Here is a 21,918-nt window from a genome sequence, read left to right as displayed (position 1 = left end):
GCCGGCGTCCTGCCGGCTTACCCCCCGCTTGAACATCGGCCTACGGCCAGCGTGGTTTAACGGGGCGTTTAAGATCAAGGTCAAAAGCCAGATCAAAAGCCAGATCAAGATCAACAGCAGATCAAAAGCAGATCAAGAGCAGGGTCAGAATGTGATTTTTGTGCTTACGCCCAGTTCACGGCCTTGTCCTGGTTGGCTGAATTGGTTGCCTGCGGAGATGTAGGAGTAGGTGCGGTAGTTTTTGTCTCCCAGGTTGTTGCCGTATAAGGCCAGTTCCAGGTCGGGGGTGGGCAGCCAGGCCAGGCGGGCGTCGAGTAGGCTGTAGCCGCCTTGGGACACTTGGTTGTCGACGTCGAAGTAGTGTTTGCCGGTGTAGCTCACGCCGACGCTGGGGCGCAGTTCGCCCAGTAGGTTGTCGAAGAAGAGGCTGTGTTCGGCTGACACTCGCAAGGTGCGGTTGGGGGTGTAGGTGAGGTGGTTGCCCTGGCGTTCGGAGTCGAGCATGCGGTTGCGGTTGACGGTGCCTGCGACGCGTACCGAGGTGGCGTCGTCGACGTGCCAGTCCACGGACATTTCTGCACCTTCGCTGCGGGCTTTGCCGATGTTGGCCAGCGATTGGGTGCCGGTGCCTGCTGCGCCGATGAATTGCTGCACGTCGTCGATGTCGATGCGGTACACCGCCGCGTTGATCCACACGCGCTTGTCCAACAGGCTCGATTTGACGCCGATTTCGGTGCTCAGGGATTTTTCCGGCGAGTAGGCCACCGCGTCCGGGGTGATTGCGCCGATGCGGTTGAAGCCGCCTGCCTTGAAGCCTTTGGTGGCGGACGCGTACAGGCGGGTGTCCGGCGTGGCCTGGAAGCCCAGGGCGATTTTGGGGGTGGTGCTGGTGAAGGTGTCGTGGCCTTTGTAGGTAAAGCCCGGGGTGAAGGCGGCGTTGGCCTGCACGTAGCGGGTGTCGGCGGTTTCCTGGCTGTGGCGGGCGCCCAGGGTCAGGTCCCAGCGTGGGGCCAGGTGCCAGGTGAATTCGCCGAACACGGCTTTTTCGGTGCTTTCGATGCGGCTGTCGGCCTCGCCAAACTGGCCAAACAGAGGCGCGCTGCTGTCGGGTACGCGCAGCGAATGGCTGCGGCTGTTTTGCCAGTAGAGGCCGCCGACTGCGTCCCAGGCCCGGTTGTCGCCCTGGGTGGCCAGGTGCAGTTCCTGGCTGACGGTACGTTGGGTTTCGGGCCACAAAAAGCCCAAGTCGCCATACAGACGTTCGTGGCGGTAGCTCTGCAAGGCGGTGATGGAGGTCAGTTTGAGCGAGTCGCTCAGGCTCCAGTCTACGGTGGCGCTGCCGGTTTCTACCCGGCGGGTGTATTGGGACTCCATCAGCGGCACGCTGGCCCGGCGTTTTTCGTACGTGGCGTCGGCCAGGTATTGCTCGTTGAACGAGGTCAGGCGGTCACGGGCGTAGGCCAGTTTCAGGCTGAAGTCTTCGTTGGGGCGAAACGTCAGGGCCAGGTTGCCGCCGCCGTTGTCGCTGTCGCCGTGGTGCGGGCTGCCGGTCAGTTCGCCGTCGACGTTGTCGTGGTACACGGCGGCCTGCAGGAACAGCGTGTCATCGACCAGTGGCGTGGCGGCCGTCACGGCCACTTGTTGATGCAGGTTGCTGATGCGGCTCTGGATCGTTGCGGTGGGGGTGTTGTCGGGTTGGCGCGTGATGATGTTCAGTGCCCCGGCCTGGGCGTTGCGCCCATACAGCGTGCCTTGGGGGCCCTTGAGCAGTTCGATGTGTTCGATGTTCAGCAATTGTTGCTGGAAGGTGCCCAGGTATTGGGGCACGCCATCGACGTAGACCCCCACCGGCGCATTGTACGGGTCGGACGAAGACACCCCGCGCAGGCTCAGGCTGGGGAACAGCCCCGCGCCGGTATTGCGCACCAGCAGTTCAGGAAACACGCGTTCCAATTCGCCGCTGTTGTAGACATTGGCCTTTTGCAGGTCCGCCTCCGTGGCCACCGACAACGCAAGGTCGGTCTGGTCCTGTGCCTGCACCCGTTTGTTGGCCGTCACTTGCAGCTCGGGCAAGGTCAAGGCGTCGTCGGCCAAGGCGGGATGGGCGATGGCGAACAGGATCGCCAGGCTGAGTAGAGAGCGTTGCATGAGAAGGCCCTGTGGTAGATGAAGTGGCGTTATCTTCGGGAGATGGCCCTTTCATTGCGCGTGCGATCGGGGCTGTTATCCGCGTGATCGGAACTATAATTGATAAGTGTTATCATTTGGACTGAATTCCCAAAGGTGTCTTCTCCATGAGCCTCAATCACTACCGCGCTGACTACGAACTGCCCAAAGTGTTGACTGAGGACCTGGGAGACGAACTCGATATTCGCCTGATCGAATGGCACGTGGAGCAAGACCGTCACCTGGACTCGTCCTGCGAAGCGTCGTTGACGGTGTCCTATCATGCCAACTGCGCGGGCTGGCGCAGTTTTGCCGATACCCCGGCGTTGAGTTGGCGCGAGGACCACTGTTCGCTGTTCCATTCCACGCGTGAGGTCAAGGGCGTGGGTTTTGTACCGGCCGGTACGCGCTGGCGCGGGGTCAACATCAGTTTTGCCGCGCACCGCCTGGGCATGCTCGACCTGGCCAGCCAGTTGTTCGAGTTCACCGGCAATTGGGAAAAGACCAGCTCCCAGGACAATGCCGCGCGCCTGGCGCAGTTCCCGGCGCCCCAGGTGGTGCGGCGCATCGGCCAGGAAATGCTCGGTTGCCGCCTCGAAGGCGTGGCCCGCGATTTGCTCCTGCGCGGCAAGGCCTATGAAATGCTCGGCCAGCTCACCGCCCACATTCAGCACCTGGCGCATTTTAATGCGGCCAATACCGGCGGGCGCGACCTGGCGCGGGTCGAGCGCGCACGCAAGTTGCTGCAAACCCGGCCCGAGCAGGCCTGGACCATCGAAAGCCTGGCGCAGTGCGTGGAACTGAACACGCGCAAACTCAAGCAAGGCTTTCGCCAGCTCTATGACAGTGGTGTGTACGGCTACCTGCAAAAGGTGCGCATCGAACGCGCGGCGCAGCTGTTGAGCGAGGGGGGCCGCGTGAGTGAAGTGGCCGCCGCAGTGGGCTACAGCAACGCCAGCCACTTTGCCAAGGTGTTTCGCCGTTACCACGGGGTCAACCCGCTGCACTTCAGTGCGTTGATGAGCGAGCCGCAATAAACGCAACCCTAAACAAAACTTAAAAACCCCCGGCCATACTGTTCCTCATCCGCTCCTTGAGGAACCTGCGATGAACCTGTTGCTGGTCGAAGACGACAGCCTGTTGGCCGACGCTATCTGCGACGGCGTGCGCCAGCAGGACTGGCTGATTTCACACGCTGCCACCGCTACTGCCGCCCGGCTGGCCCTGCAAGAGCACACCTATTCGGCGATTTTGCTGGACATCGGTTTGCCCGGTGAGTCGGGCCTGGAGGTGTTGCGCTGGCTGCGCGAGCGTTACGACGCCACGCCGGTGCTGATCCTCACCGCACGCGGCCAGCTCAGCGAACGCATCCTGGGCCTGGACGCCGGGGCCGACGACTACCTGATCAAGCCGTTTGCATTCGACGAGTTGCTGGCCCGGGTGCGCGCGCTGATCCGTCGCAGCCAGGGCCATGTGGTGGGCGAGCTGGTGTGTGGCGATGTGCGCCTGGACCCGGAAAAACGCACCGTCAGCCGCGCCGGGGTGCGGGTGATGCTCAGCGCCCATGAATACCGCACGCTGCTCACCCTCATGGAACGGCCCGGCCGCGTGGTCACCCGTGCGTACCTGCAACAGACGGTCTATGGCCAGGAGGGGGCGGCAGAGAGCAACACCATCGCGGTGTTTATCCACCAGCTGCGGCGCAAGCTGGGTGACGAGATCATCAGCACCCTGCATGGCCATGGCTACATGATCGGGAAACCCCAGCCATGACCGGCTCGCTCAAGTCGCGGATGTACCGCACACTGGCCCTCTGGGTGCTGATCACATGGGGCCTGTCGTTGGGCTCCGTGTACCTGGTCATCAGCAACAGCCAGACCAGCAATTGGGACGACAAACTGCAGTCCATTGCCGTCAAGCTCTTGCAGATGCTGCCGGCGGACATCGACGACGACACGCTGGGTTTGGGCAGCACCTTGCAGCTGGCGCCGGGCGTGGCCGCGCTCAGCAGTGAATTGAGTTTTCAGGTATGGCGCGGCAACCGTCTGCTGGCCAGCACCCCGGGTGCGCCGCGGGTGCCCTTACAGCCGGGGTTTACCCAGGGGTTCGCAACCGTTGAGCAGGGCGAGCAGAGTTGGCGGGTGTATTCGGTGTCTGACCGCAGTGGGCGGTTTCAGGTGCAGGTGGGCAACGACCGCCGCCTGATCGACGCTGACTTTCAAAAACATGCGGCCAAGGCGGTGTCCCTGGCGGCGCTTGGCATGCTGCTGATCGGCCTGCTGATGGCGTACTCGGTGCGCCGCGCACTGCAACCCGTGGCGCGGCTTGAACAGGCCACTCGCAACCGCTCGCGCTTTGACCTCACCCCCTTGCCCCGCAGCGGGTTGCCTTCGGAACTGTTGGCGCTGGTGGGGGCGTTCAACCATGTGCTGGGCCAGTTGGATCATGCGATCAAGGCCGAACGCCAATTTATCAGCGATGCCGCCCACGAACTGCGCACGCCGCTGGCCTCGTTGCAAGCACAGCTGGAGGTGGTGATGCGCTCGCGCAGTGACACCGAGCGCGAGCAGGCACTGAAAAAGCTGATGCTGAGCGTACAGCGCAGCAGCCGGTTGTCCGAGCAACTGCTGGACATGGCGCGCCTGGAGGCCAGTGAGATGGCGCCGGTGCGCGACTGGCACGATTTAAAAACCATCGTCGGCCATGTGGCCCATGAGTTCGACCTCACGGCCCGTCGCCAGCAGCGCCACCTGACGCTGCAGTTGCAGCCGTGTCATATCCAGTGCGATGTGGACGAGATGGGCATTCTGGTGCGCAACCTGCTGGATAACGCGCTGCGCTACACCGCACCCGGCGGCACGGTGCGTATCCGCTGCGGCGACGACGCGGCGCAGGGGGCGTTCCTGGAGATTGCCGACGACGGCCCCGGTGTACCGCTGGAAGACCAGCAGGCGATTTTCGAGCGCTTCCATCGCCTGCGCGGCAACGGCCATGTGCGCGGCAGCGGCATCGGCCTGTCGCTGGTGGTGCGTATTGCTCACCTGCACCAGGCCCGTATCGAAACCGGTGACGGGTTTGGCGCACCGGGGCTTGCGGTGCGCGTGGTGTTCGCGGCGCCGGGCCTGGAGGCGGCCACATGAGGGCAGCGCCCGGAATGCGGGAGTGGACGGTGGTTGCGATTCTGCTGGTGCTGGCGGTATTGGCATCGATCGATCGCAACGCGATTGCGCTGATGGTCGACCCGATCAAGGCCAGCCTGAACCTCAGCGACTTCCAGATGGGCCTGCTGCAAGGCCCGGCCTTTGCGGTGTTCTTTTTGATCGGCAGCCTGCCCATGGGCTGGATTGTGGACCGCTATGCCAGCCAGTGGGCGATTTACCTGGGCGTTACCGGCTGGTCACTGGCGACGGTCGCTTGTGGCCTGGCGGGCAGTTTTACCGAACTGTTGATTGCCCGTTGCCTGGTGGGCCTTGGCGAAGCGGTGTTGCAACCGGCGGCCTGGAGCATGGTTGCCAGGTTGTTCCCGCCGCAACGCTTGAGCCTGGCGATTGGCGTGTTGTCCTCGGGCGCGCAGATCGGCGCCGCCATGTCCTACCTGTTGGGCGGTTTGCTGATTGCCCAAGCCGACCGGTTTGCCGGTGCCAGTTACCCATTGATCGGCCAACTGGCGCCTTGGCAGTGGGTGTTCGTGGCCGCCGGGGTGCCGGGCGTGGTGGCGGCGTTGCTGATTTTTGTCGCGCCGTCCGAACGGACGTCCGCCAAGGCGACACAGGCTGAAAACGAGCCAGGGTTGAGGCAGTTCGTGCATGAAAACCGGGCGTTCCTGACCTGCCATTTTTTGGGCTTCAGCCTGCACAGCGCGGCGGTTTTCGGCGCGGCGGCCTGGGTGCCGACGTACCTGATGCGCAGCCATGGCCTGGATGTCCAGACCGTCGGCCTGGTGATGGCCGTGGCGGCCGTGCCGGTGGGGGCCTGCGGTGTGCTGTTTGCCGGCTGGTGGGTAGACCGCGCCTTTGGCAAGGGCCGGGACGACGCGCACCTGGCGCACTTTGCCCGGGTGGCGGGGGTGATTGCGGTCGTGGGCGGGGTGGGGTTTGCGCTGGAGGCGCAGGCGCTGGCGGTCATCCTGACCTTTGGCCTGATCCAGTTTTTGCAGCCGTTTTCCGGGGTGTCGGGGGCGGTGTTGCAAATCACCACGCCGGCCGCGTTCCGCGGGCGGATTTCAGCGGCATACATCTTGTTCTACAACGTGGTCGGCATGACCGTGGGCCCAAGCTTTGTCGCGTTGCTCAGCAACTACGGGTTGGGCGAAGACCACTTGGGCGGTGCGCTGGCGATCAGTTACACGCTGTTTGCCGGTACGGCGGCGGGCCTGTTGTGGTACGGCAAGCGGCATGCGGCCGTCGCGGTCAGGCGCCAAGGCCTGGCCATTCATCAGGCGTAATCAAGAGGAGTGGCAATGAAGTCGATCACCGAGCACTACATCAACGGCAGGTTCCAGGCGTCCCATGGCAGCGAAACCCTGGACCTGCTCAACCCGTCGACCCATGCGCTGATCGGCCGGGTGCGCCTGGCGGATGAGCATGACGTGAACCGTGCGATCACGGCGGCTAAGGCGGCGTTCGCGTGGTATTCAAACAGCTCGCTGGAGGAGCGGGCCGGGTATTTGCAGGCCATTCATGATGCGATCCTGGCACGCACCGACGAGCACATCGCCGCACGCACCGAAGAGTACGGCGGGGTGGCCCGGCATAACCGATTCTCCATCGCGGGGGCAGCCAAGGTGTTTCTCAATATGAAGAAAACCCTGGCACAAGTGCCGTTCCACACCCGCCTGGGCGAGGCTGAAGTGATTGCCCGGCCGGTGGGCGTGGCGGCCTTGATTACCCCGTGGAACTCGGCGGTGTTCATGCTCTGCAACAAGCTTGCCCCGGCGCTGGCGGCTGGTTGCACGGTGGTGGCCAAGCCCAGCGAAATGAGTGCGCTGCAAATCCGCCTGCTCACCGAATGCATCCACGCCGCGGGCCTGCCGCCCGGGGTGGTGAATATTTTGAATGGCACCGGCGAGGTGGTGGGCAACCGGCTCTCCAGCCACCCGGACATCGCCAAGGTGTCGTTCACAGGCTCGACGGCGGTGGGCAAGACCATCATGGTCAACGCCGCACAGACCATGAAGCGGGTGACGCTGGAGCTGGGCGGCAAATCGGCGCACATCCTGCTGGACGACGCCGACCTGGCACAGGCCATTCCTTTTGCCTTGCAGGTGGCGTTCATGAACAACGGGCAAGCCTGCATCAGCGGCTCGCGTTTGCTGGTCCCGGCCAGCCGTATGGACGAAGTGTGCGCCGCGTTGCGGGCGGCGATCGCGCAGTGGCCGGTGGGTTTGCCGACCGATGACGAGACGTTGTTGGGCCCGCTGGTCAGCAAAAAGCAATACGAGCGGGTGCAGGGGTATATCCGCAAAGGCTTGGAGGAGGGCGCGCAGTTGCTCACCGGCGGCCTTGGCAAGCCGGTGGGGCTGGACGCCGGTAATTTCGTCAAACCGACGATTTTTGTAGGCGTCACGCCGCAGATGACCCTGGCCCGTGAAGAGATTTTTGGCCCGGTACTGAGTGTGATTGCCTACACGCACGAAGCGCAGGCCATCGAGATCGCCAACGACTCGATCTATGGCCTGCAAGGGTGGATCAGCACCGCCAACCCCGAGCGCGGGCGCGCCGTGGCGGACCGTATCGAAGCGGGCATGGTGATGGTCAACCGCACGTTCGACCTGTTGGATGAAGCCGGCGCCCCGGCGGGCGGGTTCAAGCAGTCGGGCATCGGCCGTGAGTTCGGCGTGTATGGCATCAGTGAATACCTGGAAATGCAGTCGATTTTTGTCTGACCCTTTTTGAGAGTAACCCCCATGATTCGAGTCCTGATGATTGCCCTGGCAATGCTGTGGGCCGGCCACGCCATGGCCGCTGAACCGCTGGATGAAACAGCCCGCCAACACCTGTTGCAGAGCGGTGAGGCTGCGCAGTTTGTGCGTTTGCCGATGGGCACGATGCATGTGCGCATCGACGGCCCTGCCAACGGCCCGGTGGTGGTGCTGGTGCACGGCGGCGTGGTGGGGGGCTTTGGTTTCGAGAAATTCCGCCAGCCGCTGGCCAACGCGGGGTTTCGGGTGATCGTGCCGGACCTGTTCGGCTACGGCTTTTCAGACCGCCCGGAGGTGCCCTACACCAAGGCGTTTTATGTGGACCAGCTCAACCAGTTGCTCGACGCGCTGGGGGTACGGACGCCGGTGTCGATGGTCGGGGCTTCGCTGGGCGGTGCGATTGTAAGCGCTTTTGCGGCCCGCTCCCCGCAACGGCTCAACGGCGTCGGGCTGATTGCCCCGGCCGGTGGCGGGCGTGAGCCGGTGGTGAACCCGCTGCTGTTATGGCCGGGTGTCGGCGACGTGGTGTTCCACTTCTGGGGCGACAGCAACCTGCGCAACCTGATGGACCAGGCTTACGAAAAGTCCCCCGACCGTGAACGCATGGCCACCTGGATGGCGGCGCAAACCCGCTACCCGGGCTTTGCCGCCGGGGTGCTCAACACCTTGCGTCACTACGATGCGGCCTGGCAGCCGCAGGACTATGCCGCCCTGGGTCGCTCGGGGTTGCCGGTGCTGGCGGTATGGGGCACGGCCGACACCGTCAACCCGTTCGCCCAGTCGGTGGTGCTGCGCCAGCAGGTGCCGCAGATGCAAGTGATGCCGCTGGAAGGCAAGGGCCATGCGATCACGTTTGGTGAAACCGACCGGGTGCTTGAGTACCTGCTACCGTTTCTCAAACGCCTTTGGGGAGACATGCCATGAAGATCATCGTGACCGGTGCCACCGGGTTTGCTGGCGGCGAAGTGCTGCGCCAGGCCCTGAACGACCCGCAGATCCACCATGTGCTGGTGCTGACCCGGCGACCGCTGGGAATCGTCGCGCCCAAATTGAAGGAAGTGATACTCGATAACTTCCTGGATTACCACGGCTTGGACCTGCACGACTACGACGCCTGTATCTGGTGCCTGGGAATTTCGCAAACCCAGGTGCCCGAGCCCGACTATATCCGCATCACCCTGGACTATCCGGTCGCCGCCGCCCGGGCGATGTACGCGGCCAACCCGGCGCTGCACTTTTGTTTTGTGAGCGGGCGCAGCGCCGATCCGAGCGAGCGGGGCAAGAACCTGTTTACCCGCATCAAAGGGCGCGCCGAGCGCCAATTGGGCGAGTTGGGCGGCCCGTTGTATGTGTTCCGCCCGGGGTATATCCGCCCGACCGCCCTCAGCGGTCCGCGCAGCGACCTGGCGCGTTTTTTTGCGCCCCTCGGCACGCTGTTGTCGTGGTTCAACGACGACTTCAGCGTGGACTGCGATCAACTGGCGCGCTGCCTGCTGGGGGTGGCCAAGCGGGGCAGCCTGCAGCCGCTGCTGGTGAACCAGGCCATCCGCACCTGGCACGATTGAGCCGGTCAAGGCTTGGCGTAGGCCCGGTAGGCGTTTTGCAGGACGATGTGGTCTGCCACGTATTTGGCGTCATGCCATACCCCATAGATGAACGAGGACGCGCGGTTGACGAGGTTGGGCAACCCCAGGAAGTAGATCCCGCTTTCTGCCGAAATCCCGCGTTTGTGGAACGGGTCGCCCTTGTCGTCGAAGGCGTTCACCTTGAGCCAGCGGTAATCAGAGACGAAACCGGTGGCCCATAACAGGGTGGTGATGCCCGCGGCGGCCAGGTCCAGCTCAAGCACCGGGTGCGTGAGGCAGTCGGGGTCGGGCAGCAAGGTCCAGGCCTCGGGTTCGGGGGCAAAGGGCAGGCCGTTCGCCTTTATGTAGGCATCGGCGTCGCGCAGGATATCGAAGTACGCCCGGTCGCCCTCGGCAATGTGCTCGGCCAGGCCCGGCGCGAAGTGCATGACCCCGTCGGTGAAGGCTTGGGTCAGGCCGACCAGGGTGATGCCCTGGTGGGCCAGGCGGCGGAAGTCCACGGTTTTTCCGCCGTCATAGCCACTGACTGCAAAGGCCACGTGTTTCTTTTTGGGCTGGATGCTCACCTCGTCCCACAACCCCAGCGCGCCCAGCCACCAGCAATAGTCGCGGCCCCGATAAGCGCGGGGAGGGCGGTAGTGTTCGCCCACCGAGAGGTACACCGTTTTACCGGCCTTTTGCAGTTCTTCGGCGATTTGCGAGCCCGACGCCCCGGCGCCGATCACCAGCACCGCGCCATCGGCCAATTGGCCGGGGTTTTTATAGGCCGAGGAGTGCAACTGTTGCAGCGGCGCGTGGGCCGGGACGATTGCGGGCATGGCGGGGTGCTGGAACGGCCCCGTGGCCGCGACGACGTTGATGGCCTCGATCACCCCGGTCGAGGTCGTGACCTTGAACCCCGGGCGGCCGACGTGGCGCTCCACGCTCAGCACCTCGACGCCAGTGCGCACCGGAGCCTTGAGCCAGGCGACATAGGCTTGGAAATACGCCGCGACCTGCTCCTTGCCCGCAAAGGTTTCCGGCGACAGGTTGTCGAACGTCATGCCGGGGAACCGGTCATGCCAGGCCGGGCCGTTGGCGACCAGCGAGTCCCAGCGCTGCGAACGCCAGCGTTCGGCGATGCGGCTGCGTTCCAGCACAACGTGCGGCACGCCCATGAGGCCAAGGTGCTCGCTCATGGCGATGCCCGCCTGGCCTGCGCCCACCACTACGGTGTTGATTGTTTCCACTGACATGTGAGTTTCCTGAACGTTATCGGGTGTGTTGAGCGCAGTGCTCAGGGTTGCAGCAGCTCGGCCATCGCCGTCAGGGCCAGGCGGTAGCCCAACGCACCGAGGCCTGCGACCACGCCAGTGGCGGCCTTGGACACGTAGGAGTGGTGACGAAAACTGTCGCGCTTCCAGATATTGCTCATGTGGGCTTCGATGATCGGCCCGTCGAATGCCAGCAGCGCATCGAGGATGGGCACCGAGCTGTAGCTCAGGCCCGCGGCGTTGATGATGATGGCGTCTGCGCTCTGGCGGGCTTCCTGGATCCAGTCCACCAACACGCCTTCGTGGTTGCTTTGGCGAAACTCGAGCGTCAAGCCCAGCTCTGCGGCGTGTTGGGCGCAGCGGGCCTGGATGGCGGCGAAACTTTCACTGCCGTAGGTGCCGTTCTTGTCCAGGCCATAAAGGTTGGCGTTGGGGCCATTGAGGAAGAACACCACGGGCGGAGTCATGCGGGCACCCAGTCGTCAGGCACCACGGCAATCACATCGATCTCCATCAGCCATTGCGGCTGGCCGAGGCCTGAGATCACAAGGCCGGTCGAAATCGGAAATACCCCTTTGAGCCATTTGCCCACCTCTTGGTACACCGGCTCGCGGTAGCGTGGGTCGATGAGGTAGGTGGTGGTCTTGACGATATGGGACAGGTCGGAGCCCGCCTCTTCAAGCAGCTGCTTGACGTTTTTCATCGCCTGTTCCGCCTGGGCGCGGGGGTCGCCAAGGCCGACCAGGTTGCCGTCAAAATCGGTGCCGACCTGGCCCCGCACATAAATAGTGTTGCCAGCGCGCACGGCCTGGCACAGGTCGTTGTCCAGTGCCTGGTTGGGGTAGGTGGTTTTGGTGTTGAACATGCGGATGCGGGTGTGGGTGGGCATGCCGGGCGACTCACGGTGACAGGAATGGCCCCAGCGTCACATGGCGTTTGCACCCGGCGAAACCAGCTTTTGTGCGGGGCAGTGCTTAGGAAAAACCGAACCCGCCGGCCTGGCCCGGCGCCGACGGCCTCAGCGCCCCGAGAGCGGGCGGCATGAATCCTGCTTTGTCCCACTTGCCGGCGGTCATCCCGCGCTGGCTTATCAAGGTTGCGGAGGCGTGATGCTCAGTCGAATTACCCAGCGCCAATTGGAGTACTTTGTCGCGTCCGGTGAAGCAGGGAGCATCAGTGCCGCATCGGAGCGCATTCATGTGTCGTCGCCGTCGATCTCGGCGGCCATCACCCACATGGAAGCCGAACTGGGCATTCAGTTATTCGTGCGCCATCACGCGCAGGGTATTTCCCTGACGGCGGTGGGGCGCCAGGTGATGGAGGAGGCCAAGCTGATTTTGCAGCAGATGTCCAACCTCTACACCATCGCCTCAGAGTCGTTGAACAGCGTGCGCGGCCCGCTGCGCGTGGGGTGCCTGGAGTCGCTGGCACCCACGATCACGCCAGAGCTGGTGTTTGGGTTTGGCCGGGCATTCCCGGGCGTGCGCGTCACTCAGGTCGAGGGCAACCACGAGGAGTTGCTGGAAAAACTGCGCAGCGCCGAGATCGACATTGCCTTGACCTACGACCTGGTCAACAGCAGCGACATCGACTTCCAGCCCCTGGCGCAACTGCCGCCTTACGTCATGGTGGGGGCCTATCACCCGCTGGCCAGCCTGCCGGCCCTCTCGGTGCAAGACCTGGGCGCCTACCCGATGGTGCTGCTGGACATGCCCTGGAGCCGGGAATACTTCCTGAGCCTGTTCCTGCAGTCGGGCGTCACGCCCAACATCGTGATGCGCTCCAGCAACCTGGAAACCGTGCGCGCCATGGTGGCCAACGGGGTGGGCTATTGCATTGCCAATGCGCGGCCCAAAAGCAATTTGTCCCAGGACGGCAAGCGCCTGATCCGCATTCGCCTGGCGGGCAATGTGCGGCCCATGCAGCTGGGGTACGCAACGGCCAGTAATGCCCCGATATCGCGCGTGGTGGCGGCCTTTACCGAGCGTTGCCGCATGTTTGTGTCTGACCAGTACATCCCGGGCATGGCGGCGCCGAGCTTTTTCGACCCCCATGCCGCGCGGGCGCTCCCCGGTACTCTTTAGGCGCGCCTGATTTTCCGGGCCCGCCTGCACATTTTATTTTTCCGATTGCCCGGCATGCACCGCCAGGTGGCGAGGTGGGCCTGCGCGCTCAAATACCGCCCTGTTTCAGGGCTTTTTTGCGCGGCGGGCGGCGTTTTAGCGCCTGTTTCGCTGCGTAGGTTCTTCCGACTCACTGGGCCGGTTTTAACTAATTGACCCTGTGTGCCTGCGTCCATGACTCTCGATTCATCGGTGCACGCCGCAAGGTGCGCACCTCGGGTTTTTTTAGCGAGCGCGGCGACGATGACATTCAACTGGAATTACATGCTGGGGTTGCTGGCCGATGCCGAGTTTTGGCGGGCCACGGTCACCGTGATCAAACTGAGTTCGCTGACGTGGGTCATCAGTATTGCACTGGGGTTTTTCGTGGCGCTGGCCAAGCAGTCCAGCCGCCCGCTGATCAGCCTACCAGCGCGCGGCTACATCTGGTTGTTTCGCAGCCTGCCGCTGTTGGTCCTGCTGATTTTTACCTACAACCTGCCACAAGCTATTCCGTCGACGGCGCCGGTGCTGACCGACCCGTTCTGGGCGGGGCTGTTGGCGATGGTGCTGTGTGAAACCGCCTATGTGGCCGAAATCCATCGCGGCGGATTGCTGTCGATCCCCAAGGGCCAGGGCGAAGCGGCGCGGGCGTTGGGCTTGCGATTCCTGGGGATCCAGTGGCGGGTGATCATTCCCCAGGCACTGCGGGTGGCGCTGCCGTCGCTGGCCAACGAATACATCTCGATCGTCAAGCTCAGTTCATTGGTGTCGGTGATCTCGCTCACCGAGATCCTGATGGTGGGCCAGCGGCTGTACTCGCAAAACTTCATGGTGATGGAAACCATGGCGGCGGTGGCCTTCTATTACGTGTTGATCGTCACCGTGTTCGACTTTTTGCTCAAACGCCTGGAACGCTTCCTGGACGTGAACCAGCGCAAGGTGTCGCAGGTTCCCGACGCGGGCGTGCTGGCCTTGGCCACGCAACAACGTGCGACCCTGGCGCGACCACAGCCCAGCGGCGCCGAGGGGCCTGCATTGCAGGCCACCCGGCTGCACAAGGCGTACAACGAGGTGGAAGTGCTGGGCGCGGTCAGCCTGCAGATTCAGCCGGGTGAGGTGGTGTCGGTGATCGGGCCTTCCGGCTCGGGCAAGACCACGTTGATTCGCCTGCTCAACGGGCTGGAGCAGATCGACAATGGCGACATCCGCATCAACGGCCAGCCCTTTATCCACCTGAGCCGCCAGGGCGCGCAGAAACCCAAATACGTCGAGCATGCCGAGCACCGCCTGAACATCGGCATGGTCTTTCAGAGCTTCAACCTGTTCCCGCATTTGACGGTGCTCGATAACCTGCTCATGGCCCCCCGGTATCACCGCCTTGCAGGCCTGGCCGAGCTCAAGCAGCAGGCGTACGCGCTGCTCCACAAGGTAGGCATGCTCGACCATGCGTGGAAGTACCCGCATCAACTGTCTGGCGGCCAGCAGCAACGCGTGGCCATCGCGCGGGCCTTGATGATGCGCCCGCAAATCATGCTGTTTGACGAGCCCACCTCTGCGCTGGACCCCGAGAAGATCAACGAGGTGTTGCAGGTCATCGAAACGCTGGCGAAGGAGGGCATCACCATGGTGATCGTCACTCACGAAATGAACTTCGCCTTCAAGGTGTCCGACCGCATCGTCTTCATGGAAAAAGGCCGCGTGGTGTGCGACGACCACCCCCACACCCTGCGCAGCGGCAAGCATCCGCGCGTCGAGGCGTTCCTCAAGGATGTTTCGCTGGCATGACCCCCTGACGGTGTTCACCTACAAGAAGGAAACAGCATGATCGAGCAATGGCAAATCGAGCAGTTTCATCGGGACGGTGTCCTGGTGGTGCAGGACGTACTGGGGCGCGACGAAGTGGCGGCGCTGCAACAAGACTTCGACCAGTGGGTGGAGGACAGTCGCAGCCATGACCAGGGCTTTGGCGAAACCGTGGACGGGCGCGCCCGTTTCGATCTGGAGGGCGACCATCGGCCCGATCACCCCTCGCTGCGCCGGGTGAGCTCGCCCACCGAAATTTCGTCGACCTATGAGCGCGTGGCGTTGCAGTCGCGCATGTCGGCCATCGCCGCGCAATTGATTGGCGGGCGCGGTGCGCGTTTTCACCACAGCAAGATCAACTCCAAGTTGCCGCACACCGCCACCCAGGTGAAATGGCACCAGGATTTCCCGTTTACCCCCCACAGCAATGACGACATCGTCACGGCCTTGCTGATGGTCAGCGAGGTGACGCCGCAAAACGGCCCGCTGCAGGTGATCCCGGGCAGCCACAAGGGCCCGTTGTGGTCGCACTGGCACGGCGAACGCTTCGCCGGGGCGGTGGATGACCACGTGGTGGCGCAACATTGCCAGGCGCCGGTCGCCTGTTTTGGCCCGCCAGGCTCGGTGTGCTTCATGCACACCCGGGTGTTGCATGCCTCCAGCCCCAATGAAACCGAGTGGCCGCGCACGCTGTTCATCAGCGTGTATGCCGCCGAGGACGCGCTGCCGTTTGGTGAAAACCCGTTGCCCAGTCGCCATGCCGGGCGGCTGGTGGCGGGGGAGGAGAGCGGCCTGGTGCGCTCCACGGCCCACCAGTTGCGCTTGCCGCAAAAACCGCGTGGCGCCTCTTTTTTTGTACAACAGGCCGGACAGGATCCGGTCACCGCCTAACCCCTTTGCCAACCCTGCGGGAATTACCATGACAACGTTAAGTGTGCTTGTACGCCCCATCGCCCTGACTCTGCTGGGCGCCGCTGTTGCGATGACGTCGTTGACGGCCTCGGCTTTTGAACAGGACGGAAAAATCATCGCCGGTTCCGACGTGACGTTCTTCCCCTACGAGTACATGGACAACAACCGGCCCGCGGGCTTTGACATTGAGTTCCTCGATGGCCTCGCCAAGGTGATGGGGCGCAAGGTGGAAACCGTCGACACGCGCTTTCCCAACCTGATCACGGGCCTTCAGGGCGCTCGTTTTGACGTGACCAACTCGTCGATGTACATCACGGCCGAGCGGGTGAAGGTGATCGACATGATTCCCTACCTCAAAAGCGGTGAGTCGATCCTGGCGCTCAAGGGCAGCGATTACCAGCCCAAGCAGCCGGAAGAGTTTTGCGGCCACAAAATCGGCTCCATGGCGGCGACGTCCTGGCTGCAACAGATGCACAAGCTGTCTGATGACTACTGCGTGAAGAAGGGCCTGAAGCCCATCGAACTGAGCGAGTACAGCACCGACCCGCAAACCACCCAGGCGATGCTGGCGCATGCCGTCGAGGCGCAGATCACCGACGCGGCGGTGGCGCGCGGCGCGGTGGAAAAACTCGGAGGCCGGGTGGTGATTTCGTCCGACACGTTGATCTACCCGGTGCTGAACGGGCTGGGGGTGAAAAAGGGCAACGATGAGGTCAAGAACGCGCTGGTGGCGGGCTTGAAGCAATACAGCGCCACGCCTGAATACGCCGCGCTGCTCAAGAAGTACAACTTTCAGGCGCCGACCGAGGCCGATATTGCCGAGCTGATGCCCAAGCCTTGAGGAGAGCCACATGGCGTTATCAATCGAGGAGAACGCCCGTATCGATTTGGCGGCCACCTTTCGCATCGTCGCCCATTTGGGGATGCATGAAGCGGTGGCCAACCATTTCAGCGCGGCCGTTTCGGCAGATGGCAAACAGTTTTTGATCAACCCCAAGTGGAAGCATTTCTCGCGCATTCGTGCCAGTGACTTGCTGCTGCTCGATGCCGACGACAGCGGGTGCGCCGATCACCCGCAGGTGGACCCGACGGCGTGGGCCATTCACGGGCAGATCCACCAGCGTTTGCCGCACGCGCGGGCCGTGCTGCACTTGCACCCGGTGCACACCACGGCAGTGGCGTGCCTGGCCAAACCCCACGTGCCGCCGATCGACCAGAACAGCGCACGTTATTTCAACCGCATTGCCGTGGATGAAATGTACGGCGGCATGGCCGACAGCGAGGCCGAGGGCGCACGGCTGGCCGGGCTGCTGGGGGACAAGCGCCGCCTGTTGATGGGCAACCACGGGGTGATGGTGATTGCGTCGGACATCGGTGAGGCCTTCGACGATATCTGGACCCTGGAGCGGGCCTGCCAAATCCTGGTGACGGCCTGGTCCACCGGCCAGCCGTTACGGGTGCTGTCGGATGACATCGCCGAAAAAACAGCGCGCGGGTGGGAAACGATCACTGATTTTTCCCGCCAGCATTTTGAAGAAATGAAGCAGTTGATGATCGCGGCCGACGCCTCGTTGCTCGACTGAGCCCTGATCACTAGGAGCGCCCATGACTTTTTCTGTTGTCGCCCACTGCCCGGACACCGGCCAGTTCGGCATCGCCATCAGCTCCTCAAGCATTGCCGTGGGCGCCCGTTGCCCGTGGCTGCGCCCGGGGATCGGCGCGGTGTCGTCACAAAACATCACCTTGCCGGCATTGGGCCCCTTGACCCTTGACTTGCTGGAGCAGGGCCTGACACCCGACGAGGCGATCATCGCAGCGCTGGGGCAATACGGGTACAGCCAATACCGCCAACTGATTGCCATTGATCACACCGGCAAAACCGCGCATTTCAGCGGGGCAAACACCTTGGGCATTCACAAGGCACTCAGCGGCGAGTGCTGCGTGGCCGCCGGGAACATGTTGGCCAACACCGGTGTGGTCACAGCCATGGTGCACACGTTTGAAACCACGCCGGGCGACCTTGCCGACCGGCTCATGGCGGCGTTGCAGGCAGGCCTGGCCGAAGGCGGGGAAGCGGGGCCGGTGCATTCGGCGGCCTTGAGGGTAGTGGGGGACTTCACTTGGCCGATCGTCGATCTACGCGTGGACTGGGCCGACACCGACCCGCTGGCGGCGCTCGACACGCTGTGGCAGGCCTATCGCGGGCAAATGCAGGACTACATCGACCGCGCGATCTACCCGGCGACCGCCCCGGGCTACGCCGTACCGGGAGATGAGCGATGAGCAACAGCCGCGACCTGTTGGCGCAACTGGTCAGCTTTGACACCACCAGCCGGGAGTCGAACCTGGCGCTGATCGACTTCGTGCGCAACTACTTGCAGCGTTTTGGTGTGAGCTGCCAGCTGCTGTTCAATGCTCAAAAGAGCAAGGCCAACCTATTGGCCACGATCGGCCCGGCGGACGTGCCCGGCATTGTGCTGTCGGGGCATACCGACGTGGTGCCAGCAGACGGCCAGGCCTGGAGCGTTGCGCCGTTTGAACTCACGGAGCAGGACGGCAAGCTGTACGGGCGCGGCACCGCCGACATGAAAGGCTACATCGCCTGCGTGCTGGCCTGCGTACCGGCACTGGTCCAGGCCCCGTTGCGCATGCCTGTGCACATTGCGTTGTCCTATGACGAAGAAGTGGGCTGCCTGGGCGTGCGTTCACTCATCGAGTGGTTCCGGCATTGCCCAGTCAAGCCGCTGCTGTGCGTGATCGGCGAACCCACCGAACTCAAACCGGTGCTGGGCCACAAGGGGAAACTGGCGATGCGCTGCGACGTGCACGGCGCCGCCTGCCATTCGGCCTACGCGCCGCAGGGCGTAAACGCCATCGAATACGCCGCACGCCTGATCGCGGAACTGGGCCGACTGGGTGAAATCCTCAAGGCCCCCCAATTGCTGGACAACCATTTCGACCCCCCGTTTTCCTCCGTGCAAACCGGCATGATCAGAGGGGGCAGGGCACTGAACATCGTGCCCGAGCACTGCCATTTTGACTTCGAAATACGCTCACTGCCGGCGCAAGACCCTTGGCGGGTGGCCAACCAACTACGCGACTACGCCCAACACCACCTGCTGCCCGCGATGCGTGCGGTCAGCGCCCAATCGACCATTGAATTTCGCAAGCTGTCCAGCTACCCGGGGCTGTCCACACCCGCAGACAGCCAGGCCGCGCAGTGGGTGGCCGACTTTTGCGGCTCGCACGCGTTCAGCACCGTGGCGTTTGGTAGCGAAGGCGGGTTGTTTGATGAAGTGGGGATCGCGACCGTGGTGTGCGGGCCAGGGAGCATGGAACAGGGGCACAAGCCGGATGAGTTTATCAGCGTGGCGCAGTTGCAGGCGTGTGAGGTGATGTTGCAGAGGGTGTTGGCGTTTGTTCGGGGTGGGGAGGGGGATAACTCAACTAAATAGTCATTTAGTTGAGTTATGAGGTTTTCATTTTTTGTTGGGGAGCGGGGCGGTTATCCCCGGTTGGCGGCCTGGGTGTTTGCCCGCAGAGAGAAGACGTCCATCCCTGAGTAATTCCAGCCCACAGTTTTGTAACGGGCGTTGAGGGCTGTAAGAAAATACTCGGCCTCATCCGTATGCATTTTGAATTCACCCGCTTCCGGGTCAAACACCGTGATTCTGGGCTCGTGCTCATGGGCGGGCAACGTCGTAGCTGCCAGGCAGTGGCCGTCACTGAAACCGGTTAACGCAATAATGTAGTGCCCAGGCGTGGCAATCAGAGAGGCCAGATGCTCTTCGTCGAGCCCGCCGGACACTGTAGCTGCGCTTAACCGATGTTCATTGAACAGCGCCTGCGTGGCCGCACGCGAAGCGGCCTCCGGCGATAAATTGCCTAGTGTGGCCAGTGCCTTGGCGTGTTTACCTTCGTAGTTTCGCTGACTGGCGAACGCCGTCTGCAACCCGGCGTTCGTAACGAGGCAACCGTTTTTATTGACAGGGCTTTTATTCGGCCGCTGCATCACGCCTTCAAGCCATGTAAGGCTCAGACCCACACAAGCGCCGTCGCCGATAGCGGCTGATAATTTCAAGTTTTTGGCGACTTTCTCAAGATCGAATTCGTTGTGCGGAAATGAACGCAACGCTTGCTTGAGCCTAGGCACAGCAACTGCAGCACCCACACAATCGATATTTGAAATGTCCGGACGCTCGACGGTCGCACTCGAGGCCTTGGCTTTTTTATCCTGGGCCTGCGCAGAATCCTCGGCATTACTTTTGAAAACATTACCGGCCCAGGTTGCTATGTTGCCAAGTTTGTTCATGTGAGTGGCCATTCAGGAAGGGATGATTTTTAGGGATGTTATTGAGTGGGGAAATTTGAAGGGAGGTTCCCTTTAGAGAGGGCGTTCGTTCGACGCTCACTGATACGTTCGACGGTTTGCATATGCTCCGTTCCCCAGGTACACAATGCGCCAAGCGCCATGGCCAAGGAATGTCCGAACGGCGTGAGTGAGTATTCAACCTTTGGCGGTATTTCCTGATAATCGATGCGCGAGATAATTTCATCGCGTTCCAACTCTTTGAGTTGCTGGATCAGCACCTTGTCAGTCACACCCCCAATCGCGCGACGCAGTTCGCCGTAGCGGTGAACATTCTTCGCCAGATAAAAAAGGACCAACGGTTTCCATTTACCGCCAATCACCGCCAGGGCGGCGTCGAGACCGCAGTTGAACGTGTTATTCGACATGGGATCACTCGCTGAGTAGAGTACTTACTAAAAGGTGCATACTATTCAAAATAATAGCGCGGATCTAGAGTTGGGCCTCAACATTCTCGGGAGTTCAACATGAGCAGGCTCAACGGCAAAATTGCAGTGATTACCGGCGGCAACAGCGGCATTGGCCTGGCAACCGCCATTCGCTTCGCAGCTGAGGGCGCGCAGGTCGTGATTGTGGGACGCAGGCAGGAAGAACTGGACAAGGCGCTGCGACTCATCGGCTATGGAGCCGTCGCCATCCAGGGCGACATTTCCAACCAGGGCGACCTGGAGCGCATCTTCACGCACATCAAAGCGGAGAAAGGCCGAATCGATGTGCTGTTCGCCAATGCGGGCCTGGGTGATTTCCAGCCAATGGGCTCGATCACCGAAGAATCCTTTGATCGCACATTCGGCGTCAACGTCAAAGGCACGCTGTTCACCGTACAAAAAGCGCTGACGCTGATGAGTCAACAAGGCTCAGTCATTCTGACGGGCTCGACCACAGGCACCATGGGCACACCCGCGTTCAGCGTTTACAGTGCGACAAAAGCCGCACTGCGTAATTTCGCCAGGAACTGGGCGCTGGACCTCAAAGGCACCGGCATTCGCGTCAACGTACTTTCACCTGGACCGATCTCGACACCAGGCTTGGACCTGGTGCTGTCTGGCACAGGTCAGAAAGATACGATCATCGATGACATGACTGCACAGATTCCACTGGGCCGAATCGGCCAGGCAGAAGAAGTCGCAGCGGCGGCGTTGTTCCTGGCGTCGGATGAGAGCAGCTTCATGACAGGCAGCGAAATGTTTGTGGATGGCGGGTTTGCTCAGGTGTGAAGTGGATAGGGGTTTTGCTTGTTGAGGTTTGACGGGTACTGCCCCTGATTAGGCGATATGAAGATACGCATAATGTATATTATGTTAAACGACAGGCCATGTCATAAATGTTCATGAGCTGCCTAAGTGACTGATTCGACGAATTCGTTGTTGACGCCTACTCTCTCAACGGGCTATGTCCAGAGTGTTCATGACGAATCCTTGAATGAGGTGGCTGCCGATGAGACTGATTCAGTGCCGTTTCTCTTCAGGTCAACGACTACCGCTGCTTGTACAAGCTGGTGATGCGACTCCGTTGCCCATACTCATTCCGTTCATCTACGTCCAACTCAAACTCAGGCACCGCGCTTACAATACGGCTGCGGCGCACCTGCGCGCGATCCAGGCTTTCTACGCATATGCCAAAAGCCGAGATCTGGATATCGATGAGGCCATTTTGGCCTGCCACTTTGAGGCGATTCTGGCTTTGCTGGATGGTTACGCTATTTGGCTCCAAAGTGGCCGTCATGCCGATAATCTGATTGCCCGAATCGTATGCGATCCATAAACCCCACCTACCCAACAGTGGGCTAACGGTTTACCGTGGC

Annotated in this window: 22 protein-coding genes; 16 read left to right on the top strand and 6 right to left on the bottom strand. The window is 62.1% G+C overall.

The annotated features are described in order from the left end of the window. Window positions 1-144: 144 nt before the first annotated feature. Window positions 145-2,148: a TonB-dependent receptor gene (locus ACW9H9_RS11915; protein ID WP_457343384.1), complete on the bottom strand. Its 2,004-nt coding sequence runs from the start codon at window positions 2,146-2,148 to the stop codon at window positions 145-147. Between the two features lie 146 nt (window positions 2,149-2,294). Here ACW9H9_RS11915 and ACW9H9_RS11910 point away from each other — a divergent pair, with 146 nt between their 5' ends. The 7 genes from ACW9H9_RS11910 (at window position 2,295) to ACW9H9_RS11880 (ending at window position 9,651) form a co-directional block, all read left to right on the top strand. Continuing rightward, a complete protein-coding gene (locus ACW9H9_RS11910; RefSeq protein WP_457343385.1) occupies window positions 2,295-3,203 on the top strand; it encodes a helix-turn-helix transcriptional regulator in 909 nt (302 codons plus the stop codon). A 70-nt stretch (window positions 3,204-3,273) separates the two neighbouring features. Beyond that, the gene (locus ACW9H9_RS11905) at window positions 3,274-3,939 is read left to right on the top strand and encodes a response regulator transcription factor (protein WP_457343386.1); all 666 of its coding nucleotides are present in this window, start codon (window positions 3,274-3,276) and stop codon (window positions 3,937-3,939) included. Beyond that, window positions 3,936-5,306 carry a sensor histidine kinase gene (locus ACW9H9_RS11900; RefSeq protein WP_457343387.1) on the top strand — a complete coding sequence of 457 codons (1,371 nt, stop codon included), beginning with the start codon at window positions 3,936-3,938 and terminating at the stop codon, window positions 5,304-5,306. The genes ACW9H9_RS11905 and ACW9H9_RS11900 overlap by 4 nt, the downstream gene beginning before the upstream one ends. Before the next feature lie 29 nt (window positions 5,307-5,335). After that, a complete protein-coding gene (locus ACW9H9_RS11895; protein ID WP_457343388.1) occupies window positions 5,336-6,610 on the top strand; it encodes an MFS transporter in 1,275 nt (424 codons plus the stop codon). Between the two features lie 15 nt (window positions 6,611-6,625). After that, window positions 6,626-8,050: an aldehyde dehydrogenase family protein gene (locus tag ACW9H9_RS11890; RefSeq protein WP_457343389.1), complete on the top strand. Its 1,425-nt coding sequence runs from the start codon at window positions 6,626-6,628 to the stop codon at window positions 8,048-8,050. Window positions 8,051-8,071: 21 nt separating this feature from the next. Continuing rightward, entirely contained in the window at window positions 8,072-9,010 is a 939-nt protein-coding gene (locus tag ACW9H9_RS11885) for an alpha/beta fold hydrolase (RefSeq protein ID WP_457343390.1), read from the top strand. Beyond that, window positions 9,007-9,651 carry a hypothetical protein gene (locus ACW9H9_RS11880; RefSeq protein ID WP_457343392.1) on the top strand — a complete coding sequence of 215 codons (645 nt, stop codon included), beginning with the start codon at window positions 9,007-9,009 and terminating at the stop codon, window positions 9,649-9,651. The genes ACW9H9_RS11885 and ACW9H9_RS11880 overlap by 4 nt, the downstream gene beginning before the upstream one ends. 5 nt (window positions 9,652-9,656) lie before the next feature. Here the strand turns inward: ACW9H9_RS11880 and ACW9H9_RS11875 are convergent, their stop codons facing one another. Genes ACW9H9_RS11875 through ACW9H9_RS11865 form a run of 3 tightly spaced genes read right to left on the bottom strand, consistent with a single transcriptional unit; the run spans window position 9,657 to window position 11,814 of the window. After that, a complete protein-coding gene (locus ACW9H9_RS11875) occupies window positions 9,657-10,907 on the bottom strand; it encodes a flavin-containing monooxygenase (protein ID WP_457343393.1) in 1,251 nt (416 codons plus the stop codon). Window positions 10,908-10,948: 41 nt separating this feature from the next. Next, complete coding sequence (locus ACW9H9_RS11870; protein WP_457343394.1) at window positions 10,949-11,392, bottom strand: type II 3-dehydroquinate dehydratase; 444 nt, start codon at window positions 11,390-11,392, stop codon at window positions 10,949-10,951. Then, the gene (locus tag ACW9H9_RS11865) at window positions 11,389-11,814 is read right to left on the bottom strand and encodes a RidA family protein (protein ID WP_457343395.1); all 426 of its coding nucleotides are present in this window, start codon (window positions 11,812-11,814) and stop codon (window positions 11,389-11,391) included. Before ACW9H9_RS11865 ends, ACW9H9_RS11870 begins: the two co-directional genes overlap by 4 nt. A gap of 220 nt (window positions 11,815-12,034) precedes the next feature. Between ACW9H9_RS11865 and ACW9H9_RS11860 the strand changes: the two genes are divergently transcribed. The 7 genes from ACW9H9_RS11860 (at window position 12,035) to argE (ending at window position 19,200) form a co-directional block, all read left to right on the top strand. Then, window positions 12,035-13,009 carry a LysR family transcriptional regulator gene (locus ACW9H9_RS11860; protein WP_457343396.1) on the top strand — a complete coding sequence of 325 codons (975 nt, stop codon included), beginning with the start codon at window positions 12,035-12,037 and terminating at the stop codon, window positions 13,007-13,009. A 282-nt stretch (window positions 13,010-13,291) separates the two neighbouring features. Continuing rightward, window positions 13,292-14,815, top strand: coding sequence for an amino acid ABC transporter permease/ATP-binding protein (locus ACW9H9_RS11855; protein WP_457343397.1), 1,524 nt, complete (start codon window positions 13,292-13,294; stop codon window positions 14,813-14,815). 36 nt (window positions 14,816-14,851) lie between these two features. After that, window positions 14,852-15,724, top strand: coding sequence for a phytanoyl-CoA dioxygenase family protein (locus ACW9H9_RS11850; protein ID WP_457343398.1), 873 nt, complete (start codon window positions 14,852-14,854; stop codon window positions 15,722-15,724). Window positions 15,725-15,752: 28 nt separating this feature from the next. Beyond that, window positions 15,753-16,586, top strand: coding sequence for an ABC transporter substrate-binding protein (locus ACW9H9_RS11845; protein WP_457343399.1), 834 nt, complete (start codon window positions 15,753-15,755; stop codon window positions 16,584-16,586). A 10-nt stretch (window positions 16,587-16,596) separates the two neighbouring features. Next, the gene (locus ACW9H9_RS11840; protein WP_457343400.1) at window positions 16,597-17,328 is read left to right on the top strand and encodes a class II aldolase and adducin N-terminal domain-containing protein; all 732 of its coding nucleotides are present in this window, start codon (window positions 16,597-16,599) and stop codon (window positions 17,326-17,328) included. Between the two features lie 22 nt (window positions 17,329-17,350). Further along, a complete protein-coding gene (locus ACW9H9_RS11835; protein WP_457343401.1) occupies window positions 17,351-18,028 on the top strand; it encodes a DUF1028 domain-containing protein in 678 nt (225 codons plus the stop codon). Next, window positions 18,025-19,200 (top strand): acetylornithine deacetylase, encoded by a 1,176-nt coding sequence (gene argE, locus ACW9H9_RS11830; RefSeq protein WP_457343402.1) that lies wholly within the window; start codon window positions 18,025-18,027, stop codon window positions 19,198-19,200. Before ACW9H9_RS11835 ends, argE begins: the two co-directional genes overlap by 4 nt. Window positions 19,201-19,250: 50 nt before the next feature. On the opposite strand, the gene ACW9H9_RS11825 is transcribed toward argE, so the two are convergent. Both ACW9H9_RS11825 and ACW9H9_RS11820 read right to left on the bottom strand, forming a co-directional pair. Next, window positions 19,251-20,057, bottom strand: a complete 807-nt coding sequence (locus ACW9H9_RS11825) for a YopT-type cysteine protease domain-containing protein (RefSeq protein WP_457343403.1) — start codon at window positions 20,055-20,057, stop codon at window positions 19,251-19,253. Window positions 20,058-20,095: 38 nt separating this feature from the next. Beyond that, window positions 20,096-20,482 (bottom strand): winged helix-turn-helix transcriptional regulator, encoded by a 387-nt coding sequence (locus ACW9H9_RS11820; RefSeq protein ID WP_457343405.1) that lies wholly within the window; start codon window positions 20,480-20,482, stop codon window positions 20,096-20,098. Window positions 20,483-20,581: 99 nt separating this feature from the next. Between ACW9H9_RS11820 and ACW9H9_RS11815 the strand changes: the two genes are divergently transcribed. Together ACW9H9_RS11815 and ACW9H9_RS11810 are read left to right on the top strand one after the other, a co-directional pair. Beyond that, complete coding sequence (locus ACW9H9_RS11815; RefSeq protein ID WP_457343406.1) at window positions 20,582-21,331, top strand: SDR family NAD(P)-dependent oxidoreductase; 750 nt, start codon at window positions 20,582-20,584, stop codon at window positions 21,329-21,331. Between the two features lie 220 nt (window positions 21,332-21,551). Beyond that, window positions 21,552-21,878: a hypothetical protein gene (locus ACW9H9_RS11810; RefSeq protein WP_457343408.1), complete on the top strand. Its 327-nt coding sequence runs from the start codon at window positions 21,552-21,554 to the stop codon at window positions 21,876-21,878. Window positions 21,879-21,918 lie beyond the last annotated feature (40 nt).

The sequence above is a fragment of the Pseudomonas sp. SDO5215_S409 genome, from assembly GCF_054071325.1.
This window is presented reverse-complemented; position numbering and strand designations above follow the sequence as displayed.